Source organism: Hydrogenophaga sp. PML113, from assembly GCF_001777155.1.
GTDB classification, from domain to species: Bacteria; Pseudomonadota; Gammaproteobacteria; order Burkholderiales; family Burkholderiaceae_C; genus Hydrogenophaga; species Hydrogenophaga borbori.
On sequence record NZ_MIYM01000002.1, the window covers coordinates 507,060 to 522,876 of the forward strand.

The following is a 15,817-nucleotide window of genomic DNA, read 5'->3' on the forward strand; positions in this document are numbered from 1 at the left end:
GCACCGCCTTGGGACCGCCTGGCCGGCCTATTTGTCGCCGTATTGGTGCACTCATGCACTGATTTGGAGATTTTTAAGGACGCACCAACTCGGGGCCCATTTCGGCCTTGCACGCGCGCAGGCCGGCCAGCAGCTCGGCAAAGGCGGGTTCGACGTCGGGCGCGGCGCCCTTGACGCCCAGCTCGATGTGGCGGCCGTAGGTGGGATGGTCCACGCTGGGCAGGCTGAACACCTTGACGGCGTGCGCGGCTTCGATCTGTTCCATCAGCGGGGTCAGCGCCGCTTCCATGGCCCCCATGACGATCACCGAGCGCTCGCGCCAAGCGCCTTGTCGGTGCAGGTGGCTGTAGCGCTGGTCGAGTACCCAGGCCAGCATGGGCCAGGCCATCACCGGGAAGCCGGGCACGAAGTGCACGTCGGCGCCGCCAGGGCCGCGGCAGCTGAAGCCGGGGATCTTGTTGTACGGGTTGGGAATGAGGCTGGCGCCCACCGGGAACACGCCCATGTTGTAGCGGTGCACGTTGTCCGGCCGCTCGGGTTCGAAGGGCACGCCCTGCTCTGCCGCCACGTCGCGCATGCGCTCTTCGATCAGCCGCGCCGCCTCGGGGTGCAGAGCGAGCTCCACGCCCAGAGCCGCGGCCGCGCATTGGCGGGTGTGGTCGTCGGGCGTGGCACCGATGCCGCCGCAGCAGAAGACCGGCTCGCGGCCCTCGAAGGCCGCCCGCAGCACGTCGGTGATGCGCGCGCGCTCGTCGCCCACCACCTGCGCCCAGGACAGCGCCAGCCCGCGCTCGGCGAGCAATTCGGCCACCTTGGGCAGGTGCTTGTCCTGCCGCTTGCCCGACAGGATCTCGTCGCCGACGATGATCAGACCGAAACCGGTGCTCATGGCGCGGGTGCGGTGGGCGGCAGGGGCAGCGGATCGGGGCTGGGCGGCGGCGCTGGGGGCTCCAGCGTGGGCTCGACCGGTACCACCTCGACCGGTACCACGGCGCGCAGGTGCTCCAGCACGGCCAGCGCATAGTGCGCGAACCACAGCGACGCGAACGCGAACACCAGCGTGTAGACCCAGATCGCCACCGGCACCAGCAGCGGCGCCAGGGCGATGAACATGGCACCCGAGGCCCACAGCAGGCTGGGCGCGGCGCCCAGGTAGCCGCAGAGCACCCCCATCAACAGCAGTGTGCCGCGGTGCTCGCGCATGATGCGCCGGCGCTCGTCGCCACTGGCGTGCGTGGCCAGGGCATCGAACGCGAACACGCGGTAGGTGAGCCAGCCCCAGATCAGCGGCGGCAGGATCAGCACCAGGGGCGGCACCAGCCACAGCGGCATGGACAGCACCAGCACCACCACCGCCAGCAGCGTGGAGCCCAGCGACCAGAACACGCTCACGATGAACGAGCCGCCGCGCCGCTTCTCGAGCTGGGGGAAGCGGCGCTGCCCCACGAGATCGACCATCGCGGGCGTCATGAACACCGCCACCAGCAGCAGGCACAGCAGCACGATCACCGGCGTGGCCAGCACCAGCACGATGAGCGGCGCGAACACCGCGCGCAGCGACCCCATGCCCATGCGCTCCAGCCAGCCCAGGAAGGCTTGCACCAGGTCGAAGGCTTCGAACCAGGCCATGACGGAGGCCACCGCCCCATCCCAGAAGAAATAGCCCAGGGCGAACGACAAGGCCACCATGAGCACCAGAGGCAGGAAGGACAGCGCGATCACGCGCGGGTGCAGGCAGTAGGCCACCGCCCGCCAGAAGGCATCGAACATCGCTCGCATGGCGCGAAGAATACCCGCAAGCGCCGACAAACCGGCCGCTAGGATGTCGCCCATGGATCGCATCGACATTCACGGCGTGCGGCTGGAGGCCGCCCACATTCCCGGTCCGTCCGGCCCCGCCCCCCTGGTGTTCCTGCACGAAGGCCTGGGCAGCGTCGCCATGTGGACCCAGCGCAACCTGTTCTGGCCCGAGGCGCTGTGCCGCGCCAGCGGGCGCGCCGGCTGGCTGTTCTCGCGTCGCGGCTACGGCCAGTCGGACCCGGTGGCCGACGTGCGCGGCACGCCGCGCCAGGACGGCTTCTGGCATGTCGGCCGCCACGAGCCCGACTACATGCACCGCGAGGCCTTCGAGGTGCTGCCCTTGCTGCTGTCCCGCCTGGGCCTGCGCGAACCGGTGCTCGTGGGCCATTCCGACGGGGCCACCATCGCCCTGCTGCACGCCAGCCGGCACCCGGTGGCGGGCTGCATCGCCATCGCGCCGCACGCCTTCGTCGAGGACGTGTCCATTCGTTCCATCGCCCAGGCGCGCGACCAGTACCTGGCCACGCACGACGACCCGCGCGGCCTGCGCCAGCGCCTGGCCCGTTACCACCGCGACGTGGACAACGCCTTCTGGCAGTGGAACGACATCTGGCTCAGCCCGGCCTTTCGCGACTTCGACATCCTGGGCGCCTGCGCGGACATCCGCGCCCCGCTGCTCCTGGTGCAGGGCGAGCAGGACGAATACGGCACGCTGCAACAGTTACATCGCGTGCGGGAACAAGCGCGCCACGCCGACGTCCTGACCCTGCAGGATTGCGGACACAGCCCGCACCGTGACAAACCACACGAACTCACCGAGGAACTTGAACACTGGTTCCGGTCTTCCATCACGGCCTGAGCGGGGATTCCCTTCCCTGAGGGACGGAGTGCGCCCCATCCCACCCCACAATCGCCTCGCGCGCCCCGTTCCCACCCCCGCCCCGCAGCCTGCAGACCACAGCCTGGCCGCCAAATCACCAAACAAATCACGAGCGGCCCGGCTTTGCCCCAAGGCGAATACCCGGTGCGTCCGGCACCTCTATACACTTTGATACATCTTGGTCGCCCCTGACCCCAACGCATGAGCATCTGGACCCACCCCTGGCTGATCGCCGCCCTCGTACCCGCCCTGCTGGCGGTGGGCGCGCTGGCGCATCGGGCCTGGGCGGAGCGCCAGGCGCGGCAGAAGCGCCGCCTGCCCAAGCATTGGCCGCTGACCGGGCGCCCGCTGGCCAACAGCGAGGAAGCCCGCGTCTGGCATTGGCTGGCGCGGGCCTTCTACGACCACCACGTCATGATCAAGCTGCCGGTGACGCGCTTCACCCTGCCTCGCCAGCGCGAGGAAGGCATGGAGTGGTACCGGCTTCTGGGCGGTGTGTACTGCACCTTCACCGTCTGCAAGTCCGATGGCCGCGTCATCGGCTGCCTGGACGTGCCGGGTCCCGCGGGCATTCCGCGCAGCACGCGCGCGCTCAAGCACTCCCTGCTGAGCCAGATCGGCCTGCCGTACTGGGTGGTGCGCTCCAACAGCCTGCCCACGGTGGCCGAGATCCGCGCCGAGTTCCTGGGCGAGTCCGAACTCAACCGCGCCATGCGCGAACGCGAGATGGAAGAGCGCGCCATCATCGCGGCCCAGACCAACCTGCGCAGCGCGCTCAACCGCCAGCGGAGCACGCGCTCGCACAGCGACTTCAACCCCTTGTCCAGCTGGCCCAACAGCGTGCCCGACGCGCGCAGCAGCGACTACCACTCGCAGTGGCAGGACAACAATTCCTTCCTGATGCCGCTGGACAGCCGCAAGGGCGACCTGCTCTGAACGGCCCGCGCGGTGCGCCGCTCAGCGCCCGCGCAAACCCTGCACTTCCTCTGGCGTGAGCCAGCGCCAATGGCCCGGGGCCATATCCGGCGGCAGGCTCAAGGCGCCAATGGCCGAACGGTGCAACGCGTCCACGCGGTTGCCCACCGCGGCCACCATGCGCTTGACCTGGTGGTATTTGCCCTCGGTGAGCACCAACCGCAGGTGGTGAGCGTCCACCAAGGTCGCGCCAGCCGCCCGCACCGGCCGGGGATCGTCGTCGAGCACCACCCCATCGAGCAGCCGCTGACAGGCGAGACCGTCCATGGCGTGGCGCAAGCTGACCTCGTACACCTTGGGCACGTGGTGGCGGGGCGAAGTGAGGCGGTGGATGAACGCGCCGTCGTCGGACAGCAGCAGCAGCCCCGTCGTGTCGTGGTCGAGCCGGCCGACGGCCTGCACCCCGGCGGCCGCGCCACCGCCGCGCTGGCGCAGCGGCGCGGGGAGCAGGGTGTAGATGCTGGGGTGCGCGCCGGGACGCTGGGAACACTCGAAGCCAGCGGGCTTGTGCAGCGCCAGGTAGGCGCGCTCGTGCCAGGTCCAGGGCACCCCTTCCACCTCGAACACGAAGCCCTGCGGCTCGAACAGCGCGTCGGGGTCCAGGCAAGGCTGCGGCGGCGAACCGACGCGCACGCGACCCTGCTGCACCAGGCCACGGCACACGCGGCGGGTGCCGAAGCCCTGGGAGAAAAGCAGTTCTTCCAAGCGTTTCATGGGCCGCGAGTCTACTGAGGCGGCAGGCCGCGACAATGGCGCCAAGCGCTCCGCGCGAACTCGCTGCGCCCGGCCGGATCGGTGAGAGACCGCCGCCACCCCATCTGCCGCCTTTCCCCGTGACATCCCGTTTTTCACAAAAACTCAAGGCCTGGCTGCCCACGCCCGAGACCATCCTTGGCAACCGCTGGCTGCGCTGGCTGGCACCGTTCATGGCCCATCCGCGTCTGTGGCACCTGAGCCGCAAGGGCGTGGCCCTGGGCGTGGCGCTGGGCGTTTTCTTCGGCCTGCTGATCCCGATCGCCCAGATGCCCGTGGCGGCCACCCTGGCCGTGGTGCTGCGCGCCAACGTGCCGGTGGCCATGGCCAGCACGTTCGTCACCAACCCCGTCACTTTCGGGCCCGTGTACTACGTGGCCTACCGGCTCGGCAAGGCCATGCTGGGCGAGGATGAAGCCGTTCAGCCGCCGGCCATGAGCGAAGAGCGCCTGGTGGAAGAACTCACCGCCGCGCCCGACCCAGAGGCCGAGCGGCTGGGCCTGGTCGACCGGCTCAAGCGCTGGCTGGCGCAGATCGGCCAGGTCGGCAAACCGCTGTTCGTGGGATTGGCGGTCCTGGCCGTCGCTTGCGGCCTGGTGGCGTACGCCATCGCGCATGCGGCGTGGCGCTTGCGCGTGCGCTGGGACAGGCGTCGGCGCCTGAAACAGCGCGAGCCCGCGGGCCAGCGACCCACGGGCGGAAAAGGTGGTGGAGCTGGGGGGAATTGAACCCCCGTCCGCAAGCCTTCTTCGAGCAGTTCTACATGCGTAGCCGTCTGTTTTGGGTCTCGCCGGCCGGATCGCGCAGTGGCACGCTACCCGGTCAACCAGCAGCCTTGGATCTCATCCCGCGCCAAGCTGCCCGGCGCGGAACCAGTCGATGTGAATGACCTCGCGGCTTCAGGCCTTGCGGCCCTCGGCGCAGCCCATCGACGAGCTGTTGCGAGGATCGGGGAGGTTAAGCCCCGAACGACTCTACTTAGGCCTGGAGGGCGAAAGCTTTGTCGTTTGCTGCTTCAGTATTGGCAGTTGGTTTGTTTCTGCGGTTTTACGAGGTGACAGAACCTCGGCATGCCCTGCTGCGCGTCCGAACCCACGTCGAAACCGGTGCAGCCCCAGGAGAATGGGATTTTAGGGCAGTTCGATCAGATTCAAGACCTCGAGTGGCGCATCGATCTGCGCATCGGCGCCCCAGGCCGCGACGTCCGCGCCAGGACCCAGGTAACCGTAGCGCGCGGCCACCGTGCGCATGCCGGCGGCACGCCCCGCTTGGATGTCGCGTTCGTCGTCGCCCACGTAGACGCAGCGCCCTGGGTCGACCCCCAGGCGCCGGGCCGCCTCCAGCAGCGGTGCGGGGTGGGGCTTGGCGTGCGGCGTGGTGTCGCCGCAGACGATGGCCCCCGCCGCGTCGAACAGCCGCAGCGACCGGGCAATGGGGTGGGTGAGCCGCTCGGCCTTGTTTGTCACCACGCCCCAGCGCATGTCCGCGCCACTCAAGGCCTCCAGCAGCGTTGGCACGCCGTCGAAGGGCCTCGTGAGTTGCAGCATGCGCGCCTCATAGGCGTCGAGGAAGGCCAAACGCAGGGCGGCGTACTCTGGGTGATCGGGCGCCATGTCGAACGCCACGCGCAACATGCCACGCGCGCCCGCGCCGGCATGGGCGCGGTACGAGCCGATCGGCAGCGCTGGCAAGCCGCGCGCCTCGCGCAGGCTATCGGCCGCACCGCCGAGATCGGGCGCGCTGTCGAGCAGCGTGCCGTCCAGATCGAACAGCACGGCCTGCAGGCCATTGAAGCGCTGACCCATCGCTCAGACCTTGCGCGTGCCGAACAGGTAATTCACGCTGGTGTCACCGCTGAGCCAATAGCGCCGCGTGAGCGGGTTGTATTCCATGCCGCGCGTGTGCTCCAGCGCCAGGCCGGCGCCGCGGCAATGGGCCGCGAGCTCACTCGGCCGAATGAAGCGCGCGTACTCATGCGTGCCCCGCGGCAGCAGGCCCAGCACGTACTCGGCCCCCAGGATCGCGAACAGGAAGGCCTTGGGGTTGCGGTTGAGCGTGGAGAAAAACACGTGCCCACCCGGCTTCACCAGCGCGGCGCAGGCGCGGACCACGGAGGATGGATCGGGCACGTGCTCCAGCATCTCCATGCACGTCACCACATCGAAACTCTCCGGCCGCTCGCGCGCCAGTTCCTCGACGCTGATCTCCTGGTAGCGCACGCCGGACGTACCCGCCTCCAGGGCATGGAGCTGGGCCACGCGCAAGGCCTTGGACGCCAGGTCGATGCCGAGCACGTCCGCACCCAGCCGCGCCATGCCATCGGACAAGATGCCTCCGCCGCACCCCACATCAAGCACCCGTTGGCCCTTCAAGGGCGCAATGCCATCAATCCACGCCATGCGCAACGGATTGATCTGGTGCAAGGGCCTGAATTCACCATCGGGATCCCACCAGCGGTGGGCGAGGTCGGAAAATTTGGCCAGTTCGGCCGGATCGGCATTCGTTTGCGCAGTCATTGGGCAATTATCGAGAAGACAACAAAAAACCGCGCCGAGGCGCGGTTCTTTGAGAACGATCGAATCGATCAGTTCTTGCGGGTACCGACCACTTCGACTTCCACGCGGCGGTTCTTGGCGCGGCCTTCGCGGGTGGCGTTGTCGGCCACCGGCTGGGTCAGGCCCTTGCCCTCGGTGTAGATGCGGTTGCTTTCGATGCCCTTGCTCACCAGGTAGGCCTTGACGGCTTCGGCGCGACGAACCGACAGGGTCTGGTTGTAGGCGGCCTTACCGGTCGAGTCGGTGTGGCCCACGGCGATCACCACCTCGAGGTTGATGCCTTTAACCTTGCCAGCCAGGTCGTCCAGCTTGGCTTTGCCTTCGGGCTTGAGCACGGCCTTGTCGAAATCGAAGAAGGCGTCGGCGGCGTAGGTCACCTTGGTGGCGGCGGGGGCCACGGGGGCGGCGGCAGGCGCGGGCTTCGGGGCCGGAGCGGCGGCGGGTGCCGGAGCCGGGGCCGGTGCGGGGGCCGGAGCGGCCGCCGGCACGATGGCGCCGTCGCAGCCCTTGGCAGCGGTCGCGGGGGTCCAGGAGGCGTCACGCCAGCAGAGTTCGTTGGTGCCGTTTTTCCACACCAGCTCGCTGGTGCCATTGCGCCAGTTGTCGATGGTCTGGGCGCCAGCAGCCGTTGCCATGGCGGCGGTTGCAAACAGCATTGCCACTCGGTTGAGTTTCTTCATGGTTTTCCTCTAGGTAAGCCGCAGACGACCTGCGTGACGTATTTAGATATAGAGGCGCCTGGATGTGAGCACTCCAAAACGCTCAAGTCATTGTGCCACAAGGATCATCGCGCCAATCCCGGGGCGCCAAGATCAGACAACGCCTACGGGCCTGACGCGACATCCGTTGCCCAGGTACAACATGACCGCCCAGGCAAGCGCCCGATTGGCGCCGATTAAAATCTTCCGTTGCCTTGCAGAGACCCATCACGCGCCCTTCTTCCATGACCTCATTCGCCAAAGAAACACTGCCCATCAGTCTGGAAGAGGAGATGCGCAGGAGCTACCTCGATTACGCCATGAGCGTGATCGTGGGCCGCGCCCTGCCAGACGCCCGCGACGGTCTCAAGCCGGTGCACCGGCGCGTGCTCTATGCGATGCACGAGCTCAACAACGACTGGAACCGGCCCTACAAAAAATCGGCCCGTATCGTCGGCGATGTGATCGGTAAGTACCACCCGCACGGCGACTCGGCGGTGTACGACACCATCGTGCGCATGGCCCAGGACTTTTCCCTGCGGCACATGCTGGTGGACGGTCAGGGCAACTTCGGCTCGGTCGATGGCGACAACGCTGCGGCCATGCGATACACCGAGATCCGCCTGTCGAAGATCGCCCACGAGATGCTGGCCGACATCGACAAGGAGACGGTCGACTATGGCCCCAACTACGACGGCAGCGAGAAGGAGCCGCTGGTGCTGCCGACGCGCCTGCCCAACCTGCTGGTCAACGGCAGCGCGGGCATTGCCGTGGGCATGGCCACCAACATCCCGCCGCACAACCTCAACGAGGTGGTGGACGCCTGCCTGCACCTGCTGAAGAACCCCGAGGCCTCCATCGACGAACTCATGGAGATGATCCCGGCGCCCGACTTCCCCACCGCCGGGATCATCTATGGCGTGCAGGGCGTGAAGGACGGCTACCGCACCGGCCGCGGCCGCGTGGTGATGCGCGCCAAGTGCCACTTCGAGGACATCGACCGCGGCCAGCGCCAGGCCATCATCGTTGACGAGCTGCCCTACCAGGTCAACAAGAAGACGCTGCAGGAGCGCATGGCCGAGCTGGTGCACGAGAAAAAGATCGAGGGCATCAGCCACATCCAGGACGAGTCGGACAAGTCCGGCATGCGCCTGGTGATCGAGCTCAAGCGCGGCGAGGTGCCCGAGGTTGTTCTGAACAACCTCTACAAGCAGACGCAGCTGCAGGACACCTTCGGCATCAACATGGTCGCGCTGGTGGATGGCCAGCCGCGACTGTGCAACCTGAAGGACCTGGTCACGGTCTTCCTGGAACACCGCCGCGAGGTGGTGACGCGGCGCACCATCTTCAACCTACGCAAGGCGCGCGAGCGCGGCCACGTGCTCGAAGGCCTGGCCGTGGCCCTGGCCAACATCGACGAGTTCATCCGCATCATCCGAGAATCGCCCACGCCGCCGGTGGCCAAGGCCGAGCTGATGACCCGCAGTTGGGACAGCCAGCTGGTGCGCGAGATGCTCACGCGCGCCAAGGCCGACGGCGGCACGATCAACGCCGACGACTACCGACCCGAGGGCCTGGACCGCGGCTACGGCATGCAGGGCGACGGCCTGTATCGCCTGTCGGACACGCAGGCCCAGGAAATCCTGCAAATGCGCCTGCAGCGCCTGACCGGCCTGGAGCAGGACAAGATCGTCGCCGAGTACAAGGACGTGATGGCCGAGATCGACGACCTGCTCGACATCCTGGCCAAGCCCGAGCGCGTTTCGATCATCATCAGCGAAGAACTGGTCGCGGTGAAGCAGGAGTTCGGCCAGACCAAGCTGGGCGCGCGCCGCAGCGAGATCGAGCACAACGCCCAGGACCTGGCCACCGAGGACCTGATCACGCCGACCGACATGGTCGTCACGCTGAGCCACTCGGGCTACATCAAGAGCCAGCCGCTCAACGAATACCGCTCGCAAAAGCGCGGCGGGCGCGGCAAGCAGGCCACGGCCACCAAGGAAGACGACTGGGTCGACCAGCTCTTCATCGCCAATACGCACGACTGGATCCTGTGCTTCTCCAACCGCGGCCGCCTGTACTGGCTCAAGGTCTGGGAGGTGCCCAGCGGCTCGCGCGGCTCGCGCGGCAAGCCCATCGTGAACATGTTCCCGCTGGCCGAGGGCGAGAAGATCAACGTGGTGCTGGCGCTCACCGGGGAGTTCCGCAGCTTCCCCGCCGACCACTACGTGTTCATGGCCACGGCGGGCGGCACGGTCAAGAAGACCGCGCTCGACGAATTCAGCAACCCGCGCAAGGCCGGCATCATCGCCGTCGACCTGGACGAAGGCGACTACCTCATCGGCGCCGCGCTCACCGACGGCCGTCACGACGTGATGCTGTTCTCCGACGGCGGCAAGGCCGTGCGCTTCGACGAGAACGACGTGCGCCCCATGGGCCGCAACGCGCGCGGCGTGCGCGGCATGATGCTGGAGGACGGCCAGAGCGTGATCGCCATGCTGGTGGCCGAGGACGAGACGCAGAGCGTGCTCACCGCCACCGTCAACGGCTACGGCAAACGCACCCCGATCGGCGAGTACACGCGCCATGGCCGAGGCACCAAAGGCATGATCGCCATCCAGCAGAGCGAGCGCAACGGCAAGGTCGTGGCCGCCACGCTGGTGCACACCGACGACCAGATCATGCTGATCACCGACAAGGGCGTGCTGGTGCGCACCCGCGTCGCCGAGATCCGCGAAATGGGCCGCGCCACGCAGGGCGTGACGCTGATCTCGCTGGACGATGGCGACGAACTCTCCGGCCTGCAGCGCATCGTCGAAAACGACGCCAACGTTCCCGAGGGTGGTGAACCCGACAGCGGCGACGCCGCGCCGGCCGCGTGATGGCGCGGCCCTACAACTTCTCCGCCGGTCCGGCCGCGATGCCGGCCGAGGTGCTGGAGATCGCCGCGCGCGAGATGCTCGACTGGCACGGCACCGGCATGGGCGTGATGGAAATGAGCCACCGCGGCAAGGCCTTCGGCGAGATCGCCGCCCAAGCCGAGGCCGACCTGCGCGAACTGCTGGCCGTGCCCTCGCACTTCAAGATCCTGTTCATGCAAGGCGGCGGCCTGGCCGAAAACGCCATCGTGCCGATGAACCTGTCGCACGGCGGCGTGGTCGACTTCGTGGTCACGGGCGGCTGGAGCCAGAACTCGCTGAAAGAGGCCGGGCGCTACGCGCGGACCCATCTGGCCGCGAGCAACGCCGACAGCCGCCACACCACCCTGCCCGACCCGGCCAGCTGGCAACTCTCTCCCGACGCGCAGTACGTGCACATCTGCAGCAACGAAACCATCCATGGGGTGGAGTTCCAGGCGCTGCCCGACCTCAAGGCCCTGGGCAGCCATGCCCCGCTGGTGGTCGACTTCTCTTCGCATGTGGCCTCGCGCCCCGTGGACTGGACGCGCGTCGGCCTGGCCTTTGGCGGTGCGCAGAAGAACCTGGGGCCGGCCGGTCTCACGCTGGTGGTGGTGCGCGAGGACCTGCTCGGCCACGCCCTGCCCATCTGCCCCAGCGCCTTCAACTACAAGACCGTGGCGGACAACGCCTCGATGTACAACACGCCGCCCACCTACGCGATCTACATCGCGGGCCTGACCTTCCAATGGCTCAAGCGCCAGGGCGGCGTGGCGGCCATGGAGGCGCGCAACATCGCCAAGGCCAAGCTGCTGTACGACTTCCTCGACCAGTCGCCCTTCTACGAAAACCGCGTTGCGCCCGACTGCCGCTCGCGCATGAACGTGCCCTTCTTCCTGAAGGACGAGTCGCGCAACGAGGCCTTCCTGGCCGGCGCACAGGCGCGCGGCTTGCTGCAGCTCAAGGGGCACAAATCGGTCGGCGGCATGCGCGCCAGCATCTACAACGCGATCCCCATCGAAGGCGTCCAGGCCCTGGTGGACTACCTGCGCGACTTCGAAAAGGAAATGGCCTGATCCGATGGCAGCTTCACCGCAACAATCCGAAGCCCTGGGCGAACTGCGCGTTCAGATCGACGCGATCGACCAGCAACTGCTGACACTGCTGAACCAGCGCGCGCTGGTGGCCGAGAAGGTCGGCGAGCTCAAACGCCAGGAAGGCTCGCCCTTCTTCCGCCCGGACCGCGTGGCCCAGGTCATCGAGAAGATCCAGACCGCCAACCCCGGCCCGCTGCTCAACCAGCACGTGGGCGCCATCTGGCGCGAGATCATGTCGGCCTGCCTCGCGCTGGAGACGCCGCAGCGCGTGGCCGTGCTGGGGCCGCAGGGCACCTTCTGCGAGCAGGCGGCCATCGAGTTCTTCGGCAGCGCCGCCAACCTGATCCACTGCGCCAGCTTCGACGAGGTCTTCCACGCCACCGCCGCCGGCACGGCCCAGTTCGGCGTGGTCGGCGTCGAGAACACCACCGAAGGCGTGGTCGCGCGCTCGCTCGACCTGTTCCTGCGCTCGCCCGTGCACGTGGTGGGCGAGGTGAGCCTGCTGGTGCGCCACAACCTGCTGTGCCGCGAGGCCTCGCTCGAGGGCATCGAGGTTGTGATGGCCCACCCCCAGGCGCTCGCGCAGTGCCAGGGCTGGCTGTCGCAGCACCTGCCGAACGCCGAGCGCCGCGCCGTCTCCAGCAACGCCGAGGGCGCGCGCCTGGCCGCCGAGGACCCGCGCTTCGCCGCCCTGGCCAGCGAGCGCGCCGCCGCGCAGTTCGGCCTGCACATCGTCGCGCACGCGGTACAGGACGAGGCCTACAACCGCACGCGCTTCGCCATCATCTGCCTGCCGCAGACCCTGGCCATGCCGCCCGCCAGCGGGCGCGACTGCACCAGCCTCGTGGTGTCGGTGCCCAACCGCCCCGGCGCCGTGCACGACCTGCTGGTACCGCTCAAGCAGCACGGCGTATCCATGACGCGCTTCGAATCGCGCCCCGCCAAGTCCGGTCAATGGGAGTACTACTTCTACATCGATCTCGCCGGCCACCCCTCGCAGCCGCACGTCGCGGCCGCGCTCGAAGAACTGCAACGCCTGTGCGCCTTCTACAAGGTGCTGGGCGCCTACCCGGTGACGGAATGATGTTTGAGCAACTCGGACTGATCGGCTGCGGCCTCATGGGCGGCTCCTTCGCGCTCGCGCTCAAGCGCGCCGGGCTGGTCAAGCGCGTGGTGGGCTACAGCAAGTCGCCGTCCACCACCGAACGCGCGCGCCAGCTCGGCGTGATCGACGTGGAAGCGCCGTCCGCGCTGCTCGCCGTCTCGGGCGCCGACCTGGTGCTGCTGGCCGTGCCGGTGTCCGCCACCGAGGCCACCTTCAAGGCCATCCGCCACCTGGTGCGCAACGACGTGCTCATCATGGACGTGGGCTCCACCAAGCGCGAGGTCATCGACGCCGCGCGCCGCGTGCTGCGCGAGCAGGTGGGCGTGTTCGTGCCAGCCCACCCCATCGCCGGCAAGGAGCTGGCCGGCGTGGACCACGCCGACCCCGACCTCTACACCGGCCGCCAGGTCATCCTCACGCCCATCGAGCGCACCCTGCCCGCGCACCTGGACAAGGCCGAGAAGGTCTGGCGCGCGCTGGGCTGCCAGGTCAAGCGCATGACGCCCGAGGGGCACGACGCCGCCTACGCGGCCATCAGCCACCTGCCGCACCTGCTGGCCTTCGCGCTCATGAACGCCATCCAGAAGCAGGACGAGGGCAAGGACTTCCTGGCCCTGGCGGGTCCCGGCTTCCGCGATTTCACCCGCATCGCGGCCAGCGACGCCGCCGTCTGGCGCGACATCCTGCTGTCCAACAAGGAAGAGCTGGTCTCGCAGTCGCGCCATTTCCTGCGCGCCCTGCAAGAGCTGGAGGCGGCGATCAAGAACAACGACCCCGACGCGCTCGAAACCCTGATCGACCAGGCCAGCGAGGCGCGCGCCGGCTGGCGCATGACGGCCGTCAAGCCCCAGGGCTGAGCCGCCGACCGCGCATGTTCGACATCCCCAGCCTCGACCTCCCTTCCCTCATCAGCGCCGGCGGCCGCGTGCGCCTGCCGGGCTCCAAGAGCATCTCCAACCGCGTGCTGCTGCTGGCCGCGCTCAGCGACGGCCCCACCCTGGTCGAGGACCTGCTCGACTCCGACGACACGCGCGTGATGCTCGCGGCCCTGCGCCAGCTGGGCTGCACCATCGAAGAGACCGGCCCGGCCAGCGTGCGCGTGCAGGGCCTGGGCGGGCGGCTGCCGGTGCGCGAGGCCGCCCTCTTCCTGGGCAACGCCGGGACCGCCATGCGCCCGCTGACGGCCGCGCTGTCGCTCCTGGCCACGGCCCAGGGCGCACGCTTCGAGCTGTCCGGCGTGCCGCGCATGCACGAGCGCCCCATCGGCGACCTGGTCGACGCCCTGCGCCAACTCGGCTGCCCGGTGGCCTGCCTGCAGAACGAAGGCTACCCACCGCTGCGCCTGGGCGACGGCAGCACGCACCCGCTGCGCCTGGACGGGCCCATCCGCGTGCGCGGCGACGTCTCCAGCCAGTTCCTCACCGCCCTGCTGCTCGCGCTGCCGCTGGTGGCGCAGGAGCGCGACGCGGTGATCGAGGTCACCACCGAGCTCATTTCCAAGCCCTACATCGAGATCACGCTCAAGCTGCTGCAGCGCTTCGGCGTGGATGTGCGGCGCGAGGGCTGGCAACGTTTCACCATCCCGCGCGGCAGCCGCTACGCCTCGCCGGGGCGCATCGCCGTCGAGGCCGACGCCTCCTCGGCCAGCTACTTCATCGCGCTGGGCGCGATCGCGCCTGCCACACCGGGGACCGACGGCGTCGTGATCGAAGGCGTGGGCACGGACTCCATCCAGGGCGACATCCGCTTCATCGAGGCCGCGCGGCTCATGGGCGCCGAGGTCGAGGGCGACGGCAACCGCCTGCGCGTGCGCCGCGGCGCCTGGCCGCTCAAGGCCATCGACCTCGACTGCAACCACATCCCCGACGCGGCCATGACCCTGGCCGTGATGGCGCTCTACGCCGACGGCACCACCACGCTGCGCAACATCGCCAGCTGGCGCGTGAAGGAAACCGACCGCATCGCCGCCATGGCCATCGAAGGCCGCAAGCTCGGCGCCACCATCGAAGAAGGCGCGGACTTCATTCGCGTCACGCCGCCCGCGGGCCCCGCCGCCGGGACGCCCCAAGGCGGGGCAGCGCCCTCGGAGGGTAGCGAACCACACGCAGTGGGGAGCGTGGGGGCCTACGGATGGCGGCGGGCCAGCATCCACACCTACGACGACCACCGCGTCGCCATGTGCTTCTCGCTCGCGGCCTTCAACCCGGCCGGCCTGCCGGTGCGCATCGAAGACCCCAAGTGCGTGGGCAAGACCTTCCCCGACTACTTCGAAACCCTGTTCGGCGTCTGCCACACGCCGGCCGAGCGCATCCCCGTCATCTGCATCGACGGCCCCACCGCCTCCGGCAAGGGCACGCTGGCGGCCGAGCTGGCCTCGCGCCTGGGCTACCACCTGCTCGACTCCGGCGCCCTGTACCGCCTGGTGGGCCTGGCGGCCGAGCGCGAGGGCCTGTCCACCACCGAAGCCGACCTGCGCGAGCCCGCCCATGCCGAGCGCCTGGGCCGCCTGGCCGCCGGCCTGGACGTGCGCTTCACCCCCGGCAAGACCTGGCTGGAAGGCGAGGACGTCACCGAAGCCCTGCGCGCCGAACCCGCCGGCATGGCGGCCTCGCGCGTCTCGGCCGTGCCCCAGGTGCGCGCCGCCCTGGTCGACCTGCAACTGCAGATGCGCCACCTGCCCGGCCTGGTGGCCGACGGCCGCGACATGGGCACCGTCATCTTCCCCGGCGCCCCGCTGAAGATCTACCTCACGGCCAGCGCCGAGCAGCGCGCCCAGCGCCGCCATAAGCAATTGATTTCAAAGGGAATACCGGCTATACTCGACGACCTTCTGGCCGACCTCAAGGCGCGCGACGCTCGCGACATGAACCGCGCGCACGCTCCCCTGAAGCCGGCCGAAGACGCGGTGCTGCTGGACAACTCCGAACTGGACATCGAGCAATCGGTGCAATTCGTGTTGAAACGCTGGCACGGCCAACAGGCTTTCCCGGTCCGCTGAGCAAGCCACCCCCAGGCCCCGAAGACCCCGCCGGATGTTCCCCGTCCGCAGGTCCCAGG

The 15,817-nt window shown here is 68.7% G+C and carries 14 protein-coding genes and 1 other RNA gene; 8 read left to right on the top strand and 7 right to left on the bottom strand.

Annotated elements, in window-relative coordinates; all coding sequences use genetic code 11:
* Positions 1-73 precede the first annotated feature (73 nt).
* Positions 74-889 (bottom strand): molybdopterin-binding protein, encoded by an 816-nt coding sequence (locus BHU06_RS05765; RefSeq protein WP_070398177.1) that lies wholly within the window; start codon positions 887-889, stop codon positions 74-76.
* Positions 886-1,779 (bottom strand): EI24 domain-containing protein, encoded by an 894-nt coding sequence (locus BHU06_RS05770; RefSeq protein ID WP_083292981.1) that lies wholly within the window; start codon positions 1,777-1,779, stop codon positions 886-888. Before BHU06_RS05770 ends, BHU06_RS05765 begins: the two co-directional genes overlap by 4 nt.
* 52 nt (positions 1,780-1,831) lie before the next feature.
* Here BHU06_RS05770 and BHU06_RS05775 point away from each other — a divergent pair, with 52 nt between their 5' ends.
* Both BHU06_RS05775 and BHU06_RS05780 read left to right on the top strand, forming a co-directional pair.
* Positions 1,832-2,659, top strand: a complete 828-nt coding sequence (locus tag BHU06_RS05775) for an alpha/beta fold hydrolase (RefSeq protein ID WP_083292983.1) — start codon at positions 1,832-1,834, stop codon at positions 2,657-2,659.
* Between the two features lie 222 nt (positions 2,660-2,881).
* The gene (locus BHU06_RS05780; RefSeq protein ID WP_070398180.1) at positions 2,882-3,616 is read left to right on the top strand and encodes a DUF2726 domain-containing protein; all 735 of its coding nucleotides are present in this window, start codon (positions 2,882-2,884) and stop codon (positions 3,614-3,616) included.
* 21 nt (positions 3,617-3,637) lie between these two features.
* On the opposite strand, the gene BHU06_RS05785 is transcribed toward BHU06_RS05780, so the two are convergent.
* Positions 3,638-4,369 carry a 16S rRNA pseudouridine(516) synthase gene (locus tag BHU06_RS05785; protein ID WP_070398181.1) on the bottom strand — a complete coding sequence of 244 codons (732 nt, stop codon included), beginning with the start codon at positions 4,367-4,369 and terminating at the stop codon, positions 3,638-3,640.
* 119 nt (positions 4,370-4,488) lie between these two features.
* Here BHU06_RS05785 and BHU06_RS05790 point away from each other — a divergent pair, with 119 nt between their 5' ends.
* Positions 4,489-5,136 (top strand): DUF2062 domain-containing protein, encoded by a 648-nt coding sequence (locus tag BHU06_RS05790; RefSeq protein WP_254668120.1) that lies wholly within the window; start codon positions 4,489-4,491, stop codon positions 5,134-5,136.
* On the opposite strand, the gene ssrA is transcribed toward BHU06_RS05790, so the two are convergent.
* The 4 genes from ssrA to ompA form a co-directional block, all read right to left on the bottom strand.
* Positions 5,115-5,524: a transfer-messenger RNA gene (gene ssrA, locus BHU06_RS05795) on the bottom strand. The genes BHU06_RS05790 and ssrA overlap by 22 nt on opposite strands.
* Positions 5,525-5,538: 14 nt before the next feature.
* Positions 5,539-6,213 (bottom strand): HAD-IA family hydrolase, encoded by a 675-nt coding sequence (locus BHU06_RS05800; protein WP_070398182.1) that lies wholly within the window; start codon positions 6,211-6,213, stop codon positions 5,539-5,541.
* Positions 6,214-6,216: 3 nt separating this feature from the next.
* A complete protein-coding gene (ubiG, locus tag BHU06_RS05805) occupies positions 6,217-6,924 on the bottom strand; it encodes a bifunctional 2-polyprenyl-6-hydroxyphenol methylase/3-demethylubiquinol 3-O-methyltransferase UbiG (protein WP_070398183.1) in 708 nt (235 codons plus the stop codon).
* A gap of 68 nt (positions 6,925-6,992) precedes the next feature.
* Entirely contained in the window at positions 6,993-7,643 is a 651-nt protein-coding gene (gene ompA, locus BHU06_RS05810) for an outer membrane protein OmpA (RefSeq protein ID WP_070398184.1), read from the bottom strand.
* Positions 7,644-7,906: 263 nt separating this feature from the next.
* On the opposite strand from ompA, the gene gyrA reads away from it, so the two are divergent.
* From gyrA to BHU06_RS05835, 5 genes are read left to right on the top strand one after another with little or no spacing between them, the layout of a single operon-like run.
* Entirely contained in the window at positions 7,907-10,543 is a 2,637-nt protein-coding gene (gene gyrA, locus BHU06_RS05815) for a DNA gyrase subunit A (RefSeq protein WP_070398185.1), read from the top strand.
* The gene (gene serC / locus BHU06_RS05820) at positions 10,543-11,634 is read left to right on the top strand and encodes a 3-phosphoserine/phosphohydroxythreonine transaminase (protein WP_070398186.1); all 1,092 of its coding nucleotides are present in this window, start codon (positions 10,543-10,545) and stop codon (positions 11,632-11,634) included. The genes gyrA and serC overlap by 1 nt, the downstream gene beginning before the upstream one ends.
* Before the next feature lie 4 nt (positions 11,635-11,638).
* Positions 11,639-12,739: a prephenate dehydratase gene (gene pheA, locus BHU06_RS05825; RefSeq protein WP_070398187.1), complete on the top strand. Its 1,101-nt coding sequence runs from the start codon at positions 11,639-11,641 to the stop codon at positions 12,737-12,739.
* Positions 12,739-13,617, top strand: coding sequence for a prephenate dehydrogenase/arogenate dehydrogenase family protein (locus BHU06_RS05830; protein WP_070398188.1), 879 nt, complete (start codon positions 12,739-12,741; stop codon positions 13,615-13,617). Before pheA ends, BHU06_RS05830 begins: the two co-directional genes overlap by 1 nt.
* 14 nt (positions 13,618-13,631) lie before the next feature.
* Positions 13,632-15,758 carry a bifunctional 3-phosphoshikimate 1-carboxyvinyltransferase/cytidylate kinase gene (locus tag BHU06_RS05835; RefSeq protein ID WP_070398189.1) on the top strand — a complete coding sequence of 709 codons (2,127 nt, stop codon included), beginning with the start codon at positions 13,632-13,634 and terminating at the stop codon, positions 15,756-15,758.
* The last annotated feature ends 59 nt before the right edge of the window (positions 15,759-15,817 follow it).